The 17,744-nt window shown below is 73.6% G+C and carries 14 protein-coding genes; 9 read left to right on the top strand and 5 right to left on the bottom strand.

Features of this window, described 5'->3' with window-relative positions; all coding sequences use genetic code 11:
- Positions 1-66: 66 nt before the first annotated feature.
- A complete protein-coding gene (gene sucC, locus BMX65_RS22305; protein WP_075002134.1) occupies positions 67-1,239 on the top strand; it encodes an ADP-forming succinate--CoA ligase subunit beta in 1,173 nt (390 codons plus the stop codon).
- A 35-nt stretch (positions 1,240-1,274) separates the two neighbouring features.
- A complete protein-coding gene (gene sucD / locus BMX65_RS22300; protein ID WP_075002133.1) occupies positions 1,275-2,159 on the top strand; it encodes a succinate--CoA ligase subunit alpha in 885 nt (294 codons plus the stop codon).
- 286 nt (positions 2,160-2,445) lie between these two features.
- Here the strand turns inward: sucD and BMX65_RS32560 are convergent, their stop codons facing one another.
- On the bottom strand, positions 2,446-3,435 hold the full coding sequence (locus tag BMX65_RS32560; RefSeq protein ID WP_143081878.1) for an RNA polymerase sigma factor: 990 nt from the start codon (positions 3,433-3,435) through the stop codon (positions 2,446-2,448).
- A gap of 1,039 nt (positions 3,436-4,474) precedes the next feature.
- Here BMX65_RS32560 and BMX65_RS22290 point away from each other — a divergent pair.
- Positions 4,475-6,295, top strand: a complete 1,821-nt coding sequence (locus BMX65_RS22290; protein ID WP_075002131.1) for a cell division protein PerM — start codon at positions 4,475-4,477, stop codon at positions 6,293-6,295.
- 76 nt (positions 6,296-6,371) lie between these two features.
- Here BMX65_RS22290 and BMX65_RS22285 read toward each other — a convergent pair whose 3' ends face one another.
- On the bottom strand, positions 6,372-7,454 hold the full coding sequence (locus BMX65_RS22285) for a hypothetical protein (RefSeq protein ID WP_075002130.1): 1,083 nt from the start codon (positions 7,452-7,454) through the stop codon (positions 6,372-6,374).
- 248 nt (positions 7,455-7,702) lie between these two features.
- Here BMX65_RS22285 and purN point away from each other — a divergent pair, with 248 nt between their 5' ends.
- Both purN and purH read left to right on the top strand, forming a co-directional pair.
- A complete protein-coding gene (gene purN, locus BMX65_RS22280; protein WP_075002129.1) occupies positions 7,703-8,365 on the top strand; it encodes a phosphoribosylglycinamide formyltransferase in 663 nt (220 codons plus the stop codon).
- Positions 8,358-9,995, top strand: coding sequence for a bifunctional phosphoribosylaminoimidazolecarboxamide formyltransferase/IMP cyclohydrolase (gene purH / locus BMX65_RS22275; RefSeq protein ID WP_075002128.1), 1,638 nt, complete (start codon positions 8,358-8,360; stop codon positions 9,993-9,995). The genes purN and purH overlap by 8 nt, the downstream gene beginning before the upstream one ends.
- A 250-nt stretch (positions 9,996-10,245) precedes the next feature.
- Here the strand turns inward: purH and BMX65_RS22270 are convergent, their stop codons facing one another.
- Both BMX65_RS22270 and BMX65_RS22265 read right to left on the bottom strand, forming a co-directional pair.
- Positions 10,246-10,905 (bottom strand): hypothetical protein, encoded by a 660-nt coding sequence (locus BMX65_RS22270; RefSeq protein WP_075002127.1) that lies wholly within the window; start codon positions 10,903-10,905, stop codon positions 10,246-10,248.
- A 206-nt stretch (positions 10,906-11,111) separates the two neighbouring features.
- Entirely contained in the window at positions 11,112-12,044 is a 933-nt protein-coding gene (locus BMX65_RS22265; protein ID WP_398762740.1) for a hypothetical protein, read from the bottom strand.
- 306 nt (positions 12,045-12,350) lie between these two features.
- Between BMX65_RS22265 and BMX65_RS22260 the strand changes: the two genes are divergently transcribed.
- The 4 genes from BMX65_RS22260 (at position 12,351) to BMX65_RS22245 (ending at position 17,053) form a co-directional block, all read left to right on the top strand.
- Entirely contained in the window at positions 12,351-13,205 is an 855-nt protein-coding gene (locus BMX65_RS22260; RefSeq protein ID WP_075002125.1) for a bifunctional methylenetetrahydrofolate dehydrogenase/methenyltetrahydrofolate cyclohydrolase, read from the top strand.
- 26 nt (positions 13,206-13,231) lie between these two features.
- On the top strand, positions 13,232-13,954 hold the full coding sequence (locus BMX65_RS33000) for a DUF3017 domain-containing protein (RefSeq protein WP_079172030.1): 723 nt from the start codon (positions 13,232-13,234) through the stop codon (positions 13,952-13,954).
- Positions 13,955-14,361: 407 nt separating this feature from the next.
- The gene (locus tag BMX65_RS22250; RefSeq protein ID WP_075002124.1) at positions 14,362-15,942 is read left to right on the top strand and encodes an XRE family transcriptional regulator; all 1,581 of its coding nucleotides are present in this window, start codon (positions 14,362-14,364) and stop codon (positions 15,940-15,942) included.
- Between the two features lie 112 nt (positions 15,943-16,054).
- A complete protein-coding gene (locus BMX65_RS22245; RefSeq protein ID WP_075002123.1) occupies positions 16,055-17,053 on the top strand; it encodes a malate dehydrogenase in 999 nt (332 codons plus the stop codon).
- Between the two features lie 134 nt (positions 17,054-17,187).
- Here the strand turns inward: BMX65_RS22245 and BMX65_RS22240 are convergent, their stop codons facing one another.
- Positions 17,188-17,661, bottom strand: a complete 474-nt coding sequence (locus BMX65_RS22240; protein WP_075002122.1) for a MarR family winged helix-turn-helix transcriptional regulator — start codon at positions 17,659-17,661, stop codon at positions 17,188-17,190.
- Positions 17,662-17,744 lie beyond the last annotated feature (83 nt).

Below are 17,744 nucleotides of genomic sequence, written 5' to 3'. Positions count from 1 at the left end.
CGCGGCCCTGCGGCACGCCCACGCTGACATCGACCGCGAGACCACTGATTAAGGGGACGGACGCGCGTGGACCTGTTCGAGTACCAGGCGAGGGACCTCTTCGCCAAGCATGACGTACCGGTGCTGGCCGGTGAAGTCATCGAGACATCCGAGGCGGCGCGCGAGGTGACCGAGCGGCTCGGCGGCCGGGCGGTCGTCAAGGCGCAGGTCAAGACCGGCGGCCGCGGCAAGGCCGGCGGCGTCAAGCTGGCCTCCGACCCGGCGGACGCGGTCGAGAAGGCCGGCCAGATCCTGGGCATGGACATCAAGGGCCACACGGTCCACAAGGTGATGCTCGCCCAGACCGCGGACATCCAGGAGGAGTACTACGTCTCCTTCCTGCTGGACCGCACCAACCGCACCTTCCTGGCCATGGCCTCCGTCGAGGGCGGCGTGGAGATCGAGGAGGTCGCGGCCACCAAGCCGGAGGCGCTGGCCAAGATCCCGGTGGACGCCATCGAGGGCGTGACCGAGGCCAAGGCCCGCGAGATCGCCGAGGCCGCGAAGTTCCCGGCCGAGCTGGTCGACCAGATCAGCAACGTGCTGATCAAGCTGTGGGACGTCTTCGTCAAGGAGGACGCCCTCCTGGTCGAGGTCAACCCGCTGGTCAAGACCGCCGAGGGCAAGGTCATCGCGCTGGACGGCAAGGTGTCGCTGGACGCCAACGCCGACTTCCGCCAGCCCGAGCACGAGGCCCTGGAGGACAAGGCGGCGGCCAACCCGCTGGAGGCCGCGGCCAAGGCCAAGAACCTCAACTACGTCAAGCTCGACGGCCAGGTCGGGATCATCGGCAACGGCGCGGGGCTGGTCATGTCCACCCTCGACGTCGTCGCCTACGCGGGCGAGGCGCACAGCAACGTCAAGCCGGCCAACTTCCTCGACATCGGCGGCGGCGCCTCCGCCGAGGTGATGGCCAACGGCCTGGAGATCATCCTCGGTGACCCGGACGTCAAGTCCGTCTTCGTGAACGTCTTCGGCGGCATCACCGCCTGCGACGCCGTCGCCAACGGCATCGTGCAGGCGCTGGAGCTGCTCAAGTCCAAGGGCGAGGACGTCAGCAAGCCGCTCGTCGTCCGCCTCGACGGCAACAACGCGGAGCTGGGTCGCAAGATCCTGACCGACGCAGCGCACCCGCTCGTGCAGCAGGTGGACACCATGGACGGCGCGGCCGACAAGGCCGCCGAGCTGGCCGCCAAGTAAGCCCGGACGAGACCGAACGAGGACACCGACACACCATGGCTATCTTCCTCACCAAGGAGAGCAAGGTCATCGTCCAGGGGATGACCGGCTCGGAGGGCCAGAAGCACACCAAGCGGATGCTGGCCTCCGGCACCAACATCGTCGGCGGTGTGAACCCCCGCAAGGCGGGCACCACCGTTGACTTCGACGGCACCGAGGTGCCCGTCTTCGGCGGCGTCAAGGAGGCCATGGAGGCCACCGGCGCCGACGTCACCGTGATCTTCGTCCCGCCGAAGTTCAGCAAGGACGCCGTCATCGAGGCCGTCGACGCGGGCATCGGCCTCGCCGTCGTGATCACCGAGGGCATCGCCGTCCACGACACCGCCTACTTCTGGGACTACGCGGCCCAGAAGGGCAACAAGACGCGGATCGTCGGCCCGAACTGCCCCGGCCTGATCACCCCCGGCCAGTCGAACGCGGGCATCATCCCGTCCGACATCACCAAGCCGGGCCGCATCGGCCTGGTCTCCAAGTCCGGCACGCTGACGTACCAGATGATGTACGAGCTGCGGGACATCGGCTTCTCGACCTGCGTGGGCATCGGCGGTGACCCGGTCATCGGCACCACCCACATCGACGCCCTCAAGGCGTTCGAGGCCGACCCGGACACCGACCTGATCGTGATGATCGGTGAGATCGGCGGCGACGCCGAGGAGCGTGCGGCCGACTTCATCAAGGAGAACGTGACCAAGCCGGTCGTCGGCTACGTCGCGGGCTTCACCGCGCCGGAAGGCAAGACCATGGGCCACGCGGGCGCCATCGTCTCCGGCTCCTCCGGCACCGCGCAGGCGAAGAAGGAGGCCCTGGAGGCCGCGGGCGTGAAGGTCGGCAAGACCCCGTCCGAGACCGCGCGGCTCGCGCGGGAGCGCCTCAGCGCCTGACGCCTGAGCGTGCCTGACGCTCGGGCGTGCCTGACGCTCGGGCGGGCCTGATGCTCGGGCGGGCCTGACGCCTGGGTGGACCGGCGCCGCGTACCTGAGCGGACCGGCGTCCGACGCCTCGGCGGGGACGGCCGGCGGGCAACGGTTCGGTGTCCGGCGCCTCGGCGTCCGGCAGCGGGCCGGCTGCCCGGCTCCAGCCGCTCGACGGGCCCGCACCCTCCGGGGTGCGGGCCCGTCGGCGTGTCCGGCCCCGTCCGTCCGGAACGCAGGGCCCGCCGGTCCCGGGCTACGGGAAGTCGTGCAGATGCCCCCGGGTGTTGGTGGACCGGAGTTGGGGAAGGTACGCCTGCCCTGCTCCGCCGGCCGGTGTCCGGACGGAGGAGCCCGCGCTGTCCCGCTCACTCGTGGGAGCGGAGTGCGTGCGTGTCTCCGCCCCCGCCCCTGCTCCCGCCCCCGGTCCCGCTCCCATCCCCGCCCCCATCCCCGCCCCCGTTTCCGGCCCGCCCGGGAGCGTCGCCGGGGCGAACGTCCCCCGCGGTGCCCGCTCCCGCTCCTGCGCCGGGGCGCTGTCGCCGGTCTGGGTCGTCAGCAGGGTGAACGCGGTCGCCGCGGCCACCGCCGCCGTCAGACCGACCGAAGCGCGCGTCCACAGCCGCGTCGTCCGCGCGCTGCCGCCCCGCACCAGTTGGGCGGGGACCGGGCGCACCGGCTGCGCGGCGGCCAGCTCGCGCAGGGTACGGGCCAGCACGGCGCCCCGCTGCCGACGCGGCGACCGTGCCAGCGGAGGCCAGTTCTCCTCCAGCGCCGCCCGCCCGTGCGCGATCCGCCCGGCCGCCGCCTCGGTGCTGCACTCCGCCTCGGCGGCCGTCTCGGTCAGGCTCAGCCCCAGCCCGTAGTGCAGCAGCAGCGCGGCCCGGTAGCTGCGCGGCAGCTCCAGGAACGACTCCAGTACCGCGCTGTCGACCGACGAACCCCGGCACACCTCAGGTCTGCGGTGTCTCGGATGGAACTGATGCCAGGGTGAGAGCGCGTACTCGTACACCGTCGCCCGCACCGTCCGGGTCGGATCGCCCCCTGCCAACACCTTCGGCCAGTGCTGCCACGCCTGGTGGAACGCCCAGCGCACGGCCCGTTCCGCCACCCGGCGGTGCCCGCACAGCAGCAGGGCCTGGCGGGTGAGCGCACGCGCCTGCCACAGGTACAGCTCGTCGAACGCGGCGACCGGATCGTCCGGCAGCACCGCGGTCCGCCGGGCCGACCGGACGAAGTCCTGCACCGGACCGGGCACCTCCGCCACCACCTCGACCCGCGGTTCCGGATCGCTCCGCGGCGCCGGAGCCGGAACCCGCGGCGAGCCGGTCTGCGGCTGGGGCTCGGTCCGCGGGGTCGGTGTGACGAGTTCCCCTTCGTCCCCGCCCTGTGTCTGTGTCTGCGGCGTCTGTGTCTGCGGCGTCTGTGTCTGTGTCTGTGCCTGCGGCTCCGTCTGCGTCTGTGCCTGCGGCTGCGGTGTCTGTGCCTGCTCCTGTGCCGGTGCCGTCGTCTCTGTCTGCTCCGGTGCCCGCTCCTGCTCGGCCGGGGCCACCTCGGCCGTGGCCGTAGGTGCGGGGTCGGCGGGACCCGGTGTGGTCGCTGGTTCGGGCCCGGGGCCGGGTTCGGGTTCGGGTTCGTCCGTGGGTTCGGGTGCGGGCGGAGCCTTCGACGACTCCGAGGGCAGCACGGCGGCTTCCGGGTCCGGTGCAGCCGCCGTCGGACCCTGGGTCGGCGCGTCCGGAGCCGGTGCGGCCTTCGCGGCGTGCCCCGACGCCTTCGGGTCCCGTGCCGACACTGGGGGCTGCGCTGCCTCGGCCGCACCGGGCTCCCCCTCGGGGCGGCGTTCAGCGGCCGGGTGCGCCGCGGCGGCAGTCGTCGCCCGGCCGCCGGGGGAGCGCTTCTCCTGCTTCCGGCTCTCCCGGCTCTCCCGGCTCTCCCGGCTCTGCCGGCTCTTCCGGGTCTGCCGGGTCTTCCGGTTCCTCGTCCGGTGCGCCGCCTTCTCCGCGCTCCTCTCCCCGCCCTTCGCCGGGGTCCTCTCCGTCCGGCCTTCCGTCCGGGCGTCCGTCCGAGCATCCGCCGGAGCCCCGGGCCGCGCTTCCGCCGGAGTCTCCGCAGCCGGTGCGCCTCGGAGGGAGGGCGCGTCGGGAGCTTCCGAGGAGCGGGGCCGGGCCGTGTTCGGGGCGTCGTCGGAGGAGGGGGAGAGAGGCATACCACTTAGCTTGTGCGACACAGCGACAAAATGCCTGCTACTAGGGCAAAACGGGTGTTCTTGGCAGCATGGCGCTGTGAGCCCCCTGACGCACCGCGGTCCGTCGCTCTCCTCGGGCCGCCGCCACCCCCGTCTCCTGCCCCTCACCAGCGGATGGCTGCTGGGCGGTGCGGTGGCCGCCGGGCTCGGGCTCGGCCTGTCCGTCGTCGTCGTCCTGCTGCTGTGGACCGTCTCGCCGTATCCCGTCGGAGGTGCGGACGAAGCCCTGCGTACGGCGGCGGACCTGTGGCTGCTGGCGCACGGCGCGCAGCTCGTGCGGCAGGAGACACTGACCGGCCCGGTGGCACCCGTGGGGGTGACACCCCTCCTGCTGACGGCGGTACCCGTTTGGCTGCTGTGGCGCGCGACGCGGGAGGCGATGGATACCCGGCCGAGCACGGACGACGACTACGGGCCACCGGAGGTGGCGGTGTGGGTGTCGGGCGGCTATCTCCTGGTCACCGCCGCCGTGCTGGCCTCCGCCTCCGGCGGTCCGTTCGAGGCGGACCCCGTCAGCGCCGCCTGCCGTCTGCCGCTGTTCGCCGTGCTGGTGACCGGGTTCTGCGCGGTCCGCTGCCTGCCGCCCCACGCGCTCGCCAGGAGCTGGGCCGCACTTCTCGCGCGGCTGCCGGATCCGGCCCGCTCCCGGGTGCGCGGCGCCCTCCGCCTCGTCACCCGGGAGCGGGCTGTCGTGGCCGTACAGGCTGCCGGTACGGCCACCGTGGTGCTGTGCGCCGGTGGTGCGGCACTTCTGGCGGCTGCTCTGGTCTGGAACGCCCGCGCGGCGTTCGGCGCGTTTCCGCAGCTCGCCGGAAGCGCATCGGGCCACCTCGGGCTGCTGCTGCTCACGGTCGCGCTGCTGCCCAACGCGGCGCTGTGGGCGACGTCCTACGCCCTGGGTCCCGGCTTCACGCTGGGCGCCGACAGCGTCGCGGGCCCGCTCGGCACGACGGCGGCCCCGCTGCTCCCGCCGTTCCCGCTGCTGGCCGCCGTGCCGGAGGAGGGCTCCGGCAGCGTTCCCCAGTGGTGCCTGACGGGCCTGGTCCCCCTGCTGGGCGGTCTGCTGTGCGGCTGGTGGGTGGGGCGTTCCGAAGTGGCTGTCGGACCCGGACCCGGGGCCCGACTCGGTCTCGGCCCCGAACCCCGACCCGGCCCCGAACTCCGACCCGGCCCCGAACCCCGACCCGGCGCCGGCCCCGGACTCGGGCCCGGACCCGGGAGAGCGCTGCGCGGCGCACCGGGCTGGCGCGCCACCGTCGTGACCGTGCTGCTCGCCGCCGTGCTGTGCGGGGCCGTCACGGCGCTGCTCACCGCGAGTGCGAGCGGCCCCCTCGGCAACGGGACGCTCGCTCATGTGGGGCCGTACTGGTGGCAGGCCGGAGGCGCGGCGTGCGCCTGGACGACCGCCGTCGGGCTGCCGACCGCGCTGTGGGTCGGCTGGTGGACGCGGTACCGCGCGCGCAGGGCGACAGCCGCCGCGGCGCAGGCCGTGCAGGCTGCCGTGCTCGCCGCCCAGGGCCACGGCCCGGACCCCGCCTGGCACACCGACGAGGTCCGCCGCGCACGCTGGTCCGTGATGAAGGCCGCCTCCGGCGGCCTGATGCCCGATTTCGCGCCCGACGACTTCGACGGAGACCGCGGCCTCGAACGCTCCGGAACGGGTGAGACGGAACGGGAACGGCGCAGCCCGCCCCCGTTCGCACCGCGTACCGATGCCGACCGGAAGCCCGGATCCGCGCCGGATCCCGGCCCGGACGTCGCGTCCCCCGCAGGCACCTCGCCCCGGGACGACCTCTCGCCCTCCGCCGACGCCTCGGCCCGCCCGGACGAGACGGTTCAGGCGGTCCCGGCGAAGTGATCCGCAGGGTAACGGGGTTCGCCCGTCCGCACCGTGGAGATGCCGGGGGTGCCCGGTGCCGCGGTGTCGGCCGGGGTCAGCGGTCCTCCAGGAACGGCCGCAGCTCCTCGGGCAGATGCCGGGTGCAGTCATCCCGGGACGACTGGGTGAGTGCGTCGTTCTGGCAGGCGTAGAAGTCGCTGTACACGAACTGGAACGCGAAGGTGGCCCCGACGATCACCAGCGTCAGGCTCGCGGTGACCAGGCCGCTGATGGCCGCTGTCCGCTTGGCCTTGTCCGCCTGGGCGGGCGTGACGGCCAGCGGTACCCGGGGCTTGCCGTCGGCGTCTTCGGCGGTGCCGTTCTGCTCCGCGCCGCGTGCCGTGCCGGCCACGTCCTCCGCGGTGGCCGCAGCACCCTTGCGCCCGGTCCTGCCGCCCTTGTCCTTCTTCGTGGCCTTTGTGGCGGACTTGCCCCCCGCCTTCGTTGCGGAAGCGGGCAGTTTGCCGCGCAGCGCGTTGCTGCCCCAGTACAGCGAGAGCGCCCCGAGCAGCAGGGCGACCTGCGGCACGCTCAGCAGCGCGAAGAACAGGCCCCAGATCCCGGCGTGCAGGGAGTAGCGGGCGTGGCGTTGCAGGGGGTCGGTGGGGTCCCAACGCATCCCGCGAGTGCCGCCGGGGCCGTCCGGGCCGCCGGAACCGCCCGGTCCGGACGGCCCCTGGTCGCCGTTGGTCCGGCCGTTCCCGCTGCCGCTGTCCGCCTTGCCGGGGCCGCCGCCGAACCCGCCGCTCTGCCGCCCCGGCTGCCGGGCGCTCCACTGACTGCCCCAGCCCGACGACTGCTGCTCACCGTTCGAGTCCCCGGTGCCTTCGCGGTCTCCGCCCTGCGGTCCGCCCCCGGTCGAGCCGTCCGTCGAGCCGGTCGAGCTGCCGTCAGCCGAGCTGCCGTCAGCCGAGCCGCCGCCCGTGCCCGGCCCCTGGCCGGACGATCCGGACGATCCAGAGGGCGCCGAACCCGGCCCACCGGTCCCGCGAGCCCCCGGTGACTCACCGGTGTCGCGCTCGCGCGGCACCCGCGGCTCCCACGGCCGGTCCGGCTGCCCCTCCGGCGGCGGCGCGAAGGGGTTGTCCTCGCGGGAGGTGCTGTCGGATGCGGCCGCACGGCGGCGTCGGTCGGTCATCTGGTGTGTGTCTTCCTCATCGCTTCCGCGTCGCTTCCACGGCCCTGCGGCCCCTGAGCCCCCGCGGGAACCCAAGGAGACCGTGTCCCTGACGCTACCTTCCGCATGCGCCCCCGTCCCGTGGGGGCCGTTCCGAGTGCCGGTATCGTTGCCGACGGTCGGACGCTTCGTAGAGTTCCCCGGAATCCTCGGGTCCACGTACTTGTACGACCGCACAAATCCGTCTCCCCGTGAGAGAGAGCCCCGCCGTGGACGCGCAGTCCTTCCGACCCGTCGCCCCTGTGCGCCTCGTCGTCCTGGTGTCCGGTTCCGGCACGAACCTCCAGGCGCTGCTCGACGCTGCGGCCGACCCCGCGGTCGGCACCCCGTACGAGATCGTCGCCGTCGGGGCCGACCGGAGCGGCATCGAGGGGCTGGCACGGGCCGAGCGGGCCGGGATCCCCACCTTCGTGTGCCGGGTCAAGGACTTCGCCGACCGCGCCGAGTGGGATGCCGCCCTCACCGGGGCGACCGAGGCACACGCACCGGACCTGGTGGTCTCGGCGGGCTTCATGAAGGTGGTCGGCAGCCGGTTCCTGGCGCGGTTCGGCGGGCGGGTCCTCAACACACACCCCGCGCTGCTCCCCAGTTTTCCCGGTGCCCACGGCGTACGCGACGCGCTCGCGTACGGCGCGAAGGTGACCGGATGCACCGTCCACTTCGTCGACGACGGCGTCGACACCGGTCCCGTCATCGCGCAGCGCGCGGTCGAGATCCGGGACGAGGACCACACCGACGAGGGTGCCGCCCTGCACGAGCGGATCAAGGAAGTCGAGCGACGGCTGCTCGTCGAGGTGGTGGGGCGTATCGCCCGCCACGGCTACACCCTCGAGGGGCCGAACATGAGAAGGGTACGACTGGGTCATGAGTGAGAATGCTGCGCTGGGCGCCAAGCGGCCGATCCGCCGCGCGCTGGTCAGTGTGTACGACAAGACGGGGCTGGAGGAGCTGGCGCGGGGGCTGCACGCCGCCGGGGTGCAGCTCGTCTCGACCGGTTCGACGGCGAAGCGGATCGCGGACGCCGGGGTTCCGGTCACCCCTGTCGAGGAGCTGACCGGCTTCCCCGAGTGCCTGGACGGGCGGGTCAAGACGCTGCACCCGCGCGTGCACGCGGGCATCCTCGCCGACCAGCGGCTGGCGGCGCACCGCGAGCAGTTGGGCGAGCTGGGCGTCGAGCCGTTCGAGCTGGTGGTCGTCAACCTCTACCCGTTCGCGGAGACCGTCGCCTCGGGCGCCTCCGACGACGCCTGCGTGGAGCAGATCGACATCGGCGGGCCCTCGATGGTCCGCGCCGCGGCCAAGAACCATCCGTCCGTGGCAGTCGTGGTCAATCCGGACCGCTACGGCGAGGTGCTCGCGGCCGCCGAAGGGGGCGGCTTCGACCTGGCGGCACGGAAGCGGCTGGCGGGCGAGGCGTTCCAGCACACCGCGGCGTACGACGTCGCGGTGGCCGGCTGGTTCTCCGGCTACGCCGACGCCGCCGATTCCGGTGCGACCGCCGATTCCGGTGCGGCTGCCGAGTCCGGGGGGACGGGCGAGGCCGCCCGGGAGCACGACGCGTTCCCGTCCTTCGTCGGCGTCACCTACCAGCGCAAGAACGTGCTGCGGTACGGCGAGAACCCGCACCAGCCCGCCGCGCTCTACACATCGGGCGGCGGCGGACTGGCCGAGGCGGAGCAGTTGCACGGCAAGGAGATGTCGTACAACAACTACGTCGACACCGACGCCGCGCGCCGCGCCGCCTATGACCACGCCGACCCGTGCGTCGCCGTCATCAAGCACACCAACCCCTGCGGCATCGCGGTGGGCGCGGATGTCGCCGAGGCGCACCGCAAGGCCCACGCCTGCGACCCGCTGTCCGCGTACGGCGGCGTGATCGCCGTGAACCGGCCGGTGTCGCGGGCGATGGCCGAGCAGGTCGCGGAGATCTTCACCGAGGTCGTGATCGCCCCCGACTACGAGGACGGGGCTCTGGAGGCGCTCTCCCGCAAGAAGAACATCCGCGTGCTGCGCTGTCCGCAGGCGCCGGCCGCGCCGGTCGAGTTCCGCCCGGTCGACGGCGGTGTCCTCGCCCAGGCCAGGGACGTCTTCCAGGCGGCCGGTGACGATCCGGCGCACTGGACGCTGGCCGCGGGGGAGGCGCTCGGCGCCGACGAGCTGGCCGAGCTCGCTTTCGCCTGGCGGGCCTGCCGGGCCGTGAAGTCCAACGCGATCCTGCTCGCCAAGGACCGCGCGACCGTGGGCGTCGGCATGGGCCAGGTCAACCGCGTCGACTCGGCCCGGCTCGCCGTCCAGCGCGCGGGTGAGGAGCGGGCGCGCGGCGCTTACGCGGCGTCGGACGCGTTCTTCCCCTTCCCCGACGGGCTGGAGGTGCTGACCGCGGCGGGCGTGCGCGCCGTCGTCCAGCCGGGCGGCTCGGTCCGCGACGAGCAGGTGGTCGAGGCCGCGGCCAAGGCGGGCGTGACCATGTACGTCACCGGGACGCGGCACTTCTTCCACTGAGCGCCGCGCCGGACCCGGCACCAGCGCCGCGCCCGGCACCAGCGCCGCACCCGGCGCCGGCGCCGTACCCCGCATCCGGACCGGACCCGGCACACGAAGGGTCCGGTCCGGTACATCAAGGGTCCGGTCCGGCACGTGAAAGGGGTCGGGCCCCGCACCGCGGTGCGGGGCCCGACCCCTTTCACGCCTCTAGGCGCCCTTTCCTGCCTGCGAGTGCGGCCCGCCGCACCGCGGGCGGCGGGCCGTCGGCTCAGTACTGCGGCCGGTTGAACCACTGACTCGCCGGGCTCAGGCAGCAGAAGACGAGTGTCAAGACCGCGGTGGCCAGCCACAGGATGTACCAGAAGAACATGCTCGCCGCGTCCTCGCCGCCCACGGCGCTGCCCAGGGCGCCGAAGCAAAGCAGCAGCGGCAGCAGGGCGTTGACCGACGCGGCGATGATCGCGGTGACGCGGGTGCCGATACGGCCCTTCCCGAACATCGAGGCGGGCACGATGTGCAGCGCCGCGAGGCCGCCGAAGATCAGGAGTCCGATGAACGCGGCGCCCAGCGCTGCACCGCCCGCCGCGTCCACTCCGGGGATGTCGCTGACAGCGTCGTTGGCCACCAGCCCGACGAAGAAGACGATCACGGCCAGCAGCGCCCAAAACGAGCCCGCCACGAACAGCAGCACGCGGGCCGTGACGACCTGGCCCGGCATGCTGACGGTCGGCTGTATGCCTCCGCCGGGACCGCCCGGGTACGGCGGCACGCCGCCGGGGTAGCCGTAGCCGGGCTGGTTGTAACCGGGCTGGGCGTAGCCGGGCTGACCGGCGCCCTGCCCCGGGTATCCGTAGGGAGCGCCCTGGCTGCCCTGCTGGGGCGTCGCATAGGGGTTGGGTTGCTGGCCGGGTGGCGGCGGGTAGCTCACGGGCTGGTTCCTCCGACGGTGTCGAGGAGCGGATGGGGCCGAGCAATTCCGGAGAATCACGGCCTGCCCTCAGCAATGTCGCTGCCCCCCGGTACGGCGCCGCACCGTCGGCCCTCCCTGCACTGCCCGACGCCGTGAACCAATGTTGCTGGTCCGACTGTCCGACTGTCCAGCCGACTTCCCCGACTGTGGCGAAGTCGCAACGCTCAGTATGCCGGGGCCGCCCCCGCCCGGCTCTCCCGCCCCGCACCCGCGTGGGCCAACCCGCCGTCCAGCACCGCCAGATGCGCTTCCTGCACGAGGTCGAACCGGAGCGCGAACCGCACCAGGGCCTCGCGGACGCTCTCCGCGGCGTCCGGTGCGCGCAGTCGCAGCTTCAGCCGGAGGTAGTCGATGTTCCAGGCGACGGCTGCCGGGGAGGCATCCGGCCACACCGGGCGCAGCCGCTCCGTCAGTTCCACGACATCCGGCACCGGGGCCGCCGCGTCCCCGCGCAGGGACGCCTCGCACAGTGCCGCCAGGACGAGGAAGTAGTGGCAGGAGTGGTCCAGTGGGTAGGGGCGCGGAAAGGGGTCGAAGCGCCAGTCCTGCGTCCGGTCCTCGGCCGGGTCCCCTGCCCCGCCCCCGGCCGGGTTCTCCGTCATACTCGCGGACGGGTCTTCGGTCCGGTCCGCGCGCCGGTTCCCCTCGCCGTGCGCGGCGTCGGGACGGAGGGTGGCGGCGCGCTGTGCACGGGACCGTGCGCCGGCGACGAGCGAGTCGGCGGACGCCAGGTAGTCGTGGCGCGGCGCCAGGACGTCGAACCCGCACCCGGCCCCCGCCTCGCCCGCGCACAGGCGGACGCGTGCGAACTCGAAGGGGACCGGGGCGTCCGCGCGGCCGGGCGCGACCCTGATGTGCTCCCCCGCGCCCTCGGGATTCTCGACGAGGTAGGTCTGATCGCTGCTGAAGTTGGTGAGTATCCAGAAGGCGCCGGTCGCGGTGATCTCCCCCGCCGCGCATGCGACGGCAGGGTGGGAGAGTGCCAGGCCGGTGCCTGTGGGTGCCGTGCGCCCGAAGCGCAGCGTATGGCCCGGCTCCAGCCGGTACTGCCCCTCGAGTCCCCGGCACCCGTCCGGGACGATGATCACGCTGAACACGTCCTGCACGCTACTGACCCTCCGTGCGCATTCGCAACGGAGCGTAGGGGGAGCAGAGGGGTACATGAACCGACCTTTGCCGTCCCGTTGCCAACAGGACGCCACAAGGGTGACGCCGGATCGCACCGCGCGCGACGGGGAGCGCACGGCGGCACCGCGCGCCCGGCACCCCGGGTGCGACCCGCGCGCCCGGCACCCCGGGTACGGACCCTCGCGCACGGCCCGGCGGCCCCGCTGCGCACCGCTGGGCGGGGTCGGCGGCACCTGAGTGGAGACCAGGGCCCCGGATCCGCGAGGATGGGGCGCATGACCGCCCAGATTCTCGATGGCAAGGCCACCGCCGCCGCGATCAAGTCCGACCTGACCACCCGTGTCGAGGCGCTCAAGGCGAAGGGCGTCACGCCCGGCCTGGGCACTCTGCTCGTCGGTGAGGACGTCGGTTCCCAGAAGTACGTCGCGGGCAAGCACCGCGACAGCCGGCAGATCGGCATCAACTCCATCCAGCGGCAGTTGCCCGCGACGGCGACCCAGGAGGAGATCGAGGCGGTCGTCCGCGAGTTGAACGAGGACCCGGCCTGCACCGGCTACATCGTCCAGCTCCCGCTGCCCAAGGGCATCGACGTCAACCGGGTGCTGGAGCTGATGGACCCGGCCAAGGACGCCGACGGCCTGCACCCGACCAACCTGGGCCGCCTGGTGCTCAACAAGCAGGCACCGCTGCCCTGCACCCCGCAGGGCATGGTGGTGCTGCTGCGCCGCTACGGCGTCGAGTTGAACGGCGCCCACGTGGTGGTGGTCGGACGCGGGGTGACCGCGGGCCGCCCGCTGCCGCTGCTGCTGACCCGGCGGAGCGAGAACGCCACGGTGACGCAGTGCCACACCGGGACCCGTGATCTGCCGGGGCTGCTGCGCCAGGCGGACATCGTGGTCGCGGCGGCCGGGGTGCCGCATCTGGTCAAGCCGGAGGACATCCGCCCGGGCGCCGCCGTCCTGGACGTCGGGGTCAGCCGGGACGAGAACGGCAAGATCGCGGGCGACGTGCACCCCGGGGTGGCCGAGGTCGCCGGCTGGATCTCGCCCAACCCGGGCGGTGTCGGCCCGATGACCCGGGCGCAACTGCTGGTGAACGTGGTGGAGGCGGCCGAGACGGCGGCCGGCTGAGCGCCGCGGCAGGGGAGAATGCCGCCATGGAAGAGGGCGACCGCACCGCCGCCGCGGACGGCGACGAGGGCCTGACCGGTGGCCACGCCGACCGGAGGGGCGACCGGACCGGTGGCGACGAGGGCGCGAGCGGCGACCGGAGCGGTGGCGCGGGCGCTGACGGAACCGGCGCCGCGACCGATGACGGAACCGACGACGGAACCGATGACGGAACCGATGACGGAACCGACGACGGAACCGACGACGGAACCGACGACGGAACCGGCGACGGGAATGGGACCGGGAACAGGGCCGGGAACGGCACCGCGGACGGCGGACTGAAGGGAGACTCCGCGATGGCGGGGCAGGAGGCGGCTCCACCGAGGAAGGCGTCGCGGCGCTTCCCGGTGCTGACCCGGGACACCGCGCGTCCCGAGGGCGGAGGGCGCGCCATAGGAGGGCACCGCCCGGCACCGTATCGGCAGTGGCCGCTGCTGGCCGTGTGCCTCGGGGTGCTGGCCGGACTGCTGGTGACCATTGCGGAGTTCCGCGCGGGCACCCTCGTCATCGGCCTGTCCCTGGTCGGCGGGGCGCTGCTGCGCTGGGGCAAGCCGTCGGTCGGCATGCTGGCGGTGCGTTCGCGCTTCACCGACATGATCACCTACGGCGTGCTGGGCCTCGCCATCGTGCTGCTGGCCCTGATGGCCCAGCCGAAGCCATGGCTCTCGCTGCCGTTCCTGGACACCGTCGTGCACTTCACCGTGCGCTGACGGGCGCTCCGTCGGGGGCGTGGCGCCGCTGCCCCGCCCCCGCGACGGTCGGTCCGCCCGGCACCCTCGTGGGGCGAACCGTCACGTCGCCGGTCCGCCGGTCCGCCGGTCCGCCGATCTGTCGGTCCGACCGGTCCGCCGGTCCGGCCGGTCCGCCGGTTGCCCCGACTGTCGGCCCGGCGGCAGGCGGCTTCCGGTGCCGTCCGTAGGGTGCCGTCCGTACGGTGCCGAGAGCACGTGCCGCACGCGCCGTCGGGCAGGACGGGTCACCCGGAGGCGGTGCGTGGACCGTTGGTGTCCGGACGGGCTGGCAGACTAGGGGGCGTTTGCGCGAACGAGCACCTGAGGCCGTGGCGCGACACGGGGGAAGGAATGCTGAGAGCGCACTCGCGGACAAGGGGGAGGCCATGCCTCGTTGGAGGTCGCTACCGGAGGATCTGGACCCGCAGATCCGGGAGTTCGCCAGCCAGTTGCGGCGGCTCGTCGACCGCAGCGGGTTGAGTGTCGCCACCCTCGCCGACCGTACCGGGTACAGCAAGTCGTCGTGGGAGCGTTACCTGAACGGCAGGCTGCTGCCGCCCCGCGGCGCCACCCAGGCCCTCGCCGAGGTGACCGGGACGGATGTGCGGCACCTCGGCACCATGTGGGAGCTGGCCGAACGCGCGTGGAGCCGGAGCGAGATGCGCCGCGACACCACGCTGGAGGCCATTCAGATCGCCCAGGCGCGGGCCGCGTTGGACGAGCCATCGGAGCAGGCGTCCGGAAAGGGGCGCAAGCGGCGCAGGGGCAGGGGCCCGGCGCAGGGTGCCGCCCCCGACGCCGGCCCTCCCGCGCAGGAGCCCGCCGCGGACGGCGGCACCCCCGCGGTGCCGCACCAAGCGGCGTCGCCGCACCAGTCCGCCCCGCCGCGCCAGTCCGGCCCGCCGCACCAGTCCGCCCCGCCGCACCAGTCCGCCCCGCCGCGCCAGGACTTCGGGCCCGATCACGGGGTGCCCCCGCAGCGGGGTGCCCCCGGCCAGGGCGCGACGCCTGGCCGGAACGCGACACCGGGCCAGGGCGCGACGCCCGGCCGGGACGGCACCCCGCAAGATCCTCCCGGCGGCCCCGGCGGCCCCGGCGGCCCTGGCGGCCAGGACGTGGAGACGGCGGTCCTGCGCACGGACGCCATCCGCGCGGCGGGCGAGAAGGCGCGCGCCGACAGGGCGGCAGGGGACCGGCAGGGCCCGGACGAGGCGCGCCTGGACGGGGCGCGCGCGGACAAGGCGCGTGAGCGGGAGCGGCGCCACCGGTCGGACGCGACCGACTGGGGCACCCCCGCCCCCGCGACCGGCGGGCGGCCCACCGGCCCGGTCGGCGACCGGGGCACCGGCGGCGCACCGGGCGGCACCGGACAGCCGTCGGCCGCGGGCGGCGGCGTACCGGGCGCCACCGCGCCGGCCGCCGTACGGGGAGCCGAGGGCGACCGCGCCGCGCAGGCGTCGGGCGGACGGCGCAGGGTCACCGTGCTGCTCGCTTCCCTGGTGGCCGTCCTCGTCGTCGCCGCAGGTGCCGTCCTCTTCTTCGGCACCGGCGAAGACGGCGAGGAGGAGGCCGCGGAGCCGAAGCCCACCCCCAGCCGGACGGCGCCGCAGCTTCCCGCCGGGGTGAAGTGCTCGGGCGAGGACTGCTCCGGCAAGGACCCGGAGGCCATGGGCTGCGGCGGCAAGCACGCCGCCACCAGCAGCTCGGCCTGGGTCGGCCGCAGCTTCGTCGAAGTCCGGCACAGCACGGTGTGCAAGGCGTCCTGGGCCCGGATCACCAGCGCGAAGTCCGGGGACGCGCTGCGGATCAGCGGTCCGGGCGGCCAGGCGGAGAGCGACGAGGTGACGAGCACGAACGACGCCTACACCAAGATGGTCTCCGTCGGGACGCAGGACGAGGCGCGGGCCTGCGCGACGCTGGCGGCGGGCGGCAAGGGCTGCACGGTGCCGGGCAAGAAGGTGCGCTGAGCGGACCCGGGGGTGCGCGGGACGGGGGGTCGGATAGCCTGGCCGATGGGTCTCTTGACGTAGAGAGACTTCCGGCCACCCGCCAGCCACGTCAGGTACTACGGAGAACGCCATGACCCGCACTCCCGTCAGCCCCGTCACCGTCACCGTCACCGGCGCCGCAGGCCAGATCGGCTACGCGCTGCTGTTCCGGATCGCCTCCGGCCAGTTGCTGGGCCCCGACGTCCCCGTCAAGCTCCGCCTGCTGGAGATCACCCCTGCGCTGAAGGCGGCCGAGGGCACCGCCATGGAGCTGGACGACTGCGCCTTCCCGCTCCTCCAGGGCATCGACATCGCCGACGACCCGAACGTCGCCTTCGACGGCGCCAACGTGGCGCTGCTCGTCGGCGCCCGGCCCCGCACCAAGGGCATGGAGCGCGGCGACCTGCTGGAGGCCAACGGCGGCATCTTCAAGCCGCAGGGCAAGGCCATCAACGACCACGCTGCCGACGACATCAAGGTCCTGGTGGTCGGCAACCCGGCCAACACCAACGCGCTGATCGCCCGCTCGGCGGCGCCGGACGTTCCGGCCGAGCGGTTCACCGCCATGACGCGCCTGGACCACAACCGCGCCCTCACCCAGCTCGCGAAGAAGACCGGTTCGACCGTCGCCGACATCAAGAAGCTGACGATCTGGGGCAACCACTCCGCCACCCAGTACCCGGACATCTTCCACGCGGAGATCGCCGGCAAGAACGCCGCCCAGCTCGTGGACGACGAGAAGTGGCTGGCCGACGAGTTCATCCCGACCGTCGCCAAGCGCGGCGCGGCCATCATCGAGGCCCGCGGCGCCTCCTCGGCCGCCTCCGCCGCGAACGCCGCCGTCGACCACGTGCACACCTGGGTCAACGGCACCGCCGAGGGCGACTGGACCTCCATGGGCATCCCCTCGGACGGCTCCTACGGCGTGCCGGAGGGCATCATCTCCTCCTTCCCGGTCACCACGAAGGACGGCGCCTACGAGATCGTCCAGGGCCTGGAGATCAACGAGTTCTCCCGCACCCGCATCGATGCCTCGGTCCAGGAGCTGACCGAGGAGCGGGACGCGGTCAGCGGCCTCGGCCTGGTCTGAGCCGACCGCGACACCGCCACGCACCGCCCCGAGGGCCCGTGCGGATCCAGCTGATCCGCACGGGCCCTCGGGGCTTTCCGGGGACGCGTTCCGGACGCTTTGTGCGCGTCACCCGGCGGCCCGCGCGGGCCGCGTCAGTCCTCGCCGTTGCCGTCCTCCTCGGCCATCGCGTCCTCGTATGCGCGCAGGGTGGCGACGACCAGGGCGCGCTCGGCGGGGGAGAGGTCGCCCAGCACCTGGCGCCAGGCACCGGCACCGCGGGCCAGCCAGCGGGAGATGGTGGGCTTGTGGGCCGGAGTGATGCTCACGATACGACGGCGCCGGTCGTTCTCGTCCTCCTGCCGTTCCAGCACGCCCTTCCGGCTCAGCTCGCTCACCAGGAGGCTGACCGTGGTGGGGGCGACCTCCAGGCGGGTGGCGAGCTCGTTGACGGTCATCGGACCGTCGAAGAGGAGGTACGAGAGCAGGGACAGATGACGGGGAGCCAGCGCAAGGGCTTGCAGCTCCTCGGGTACGGGGATGCGCTTGACCCGGCCGACGATGCGCGGCATGAGCAACAGGAGCGCGCGAACGGCGTCGTCCTCGGCCAGCTCCCGCTGCCGGCCCATCGGCGCCTGCCGGTCGCCTGTCTCCGGGGGCGTGGCCGCTGCTCCCGGCTTCGACGATATCCCCGGAACTGCTGCCTCCGGAA

Source organism: Streptomyces qinglanensis (genome assembly GCF_900111245.1).
Classification (GTDB): domain Bacteria; phylum Actinomycetota; class Actinomycetes; order Streptomycetales; family Streptomycetaceae; genus Streptomyces; species Streptomyces qinglanensis.
The sequence above is the reverse complement of the archived record's forward strand: the minus strand, read 5'-3'. Positions and strand labels throughout refer to the sequence as shown.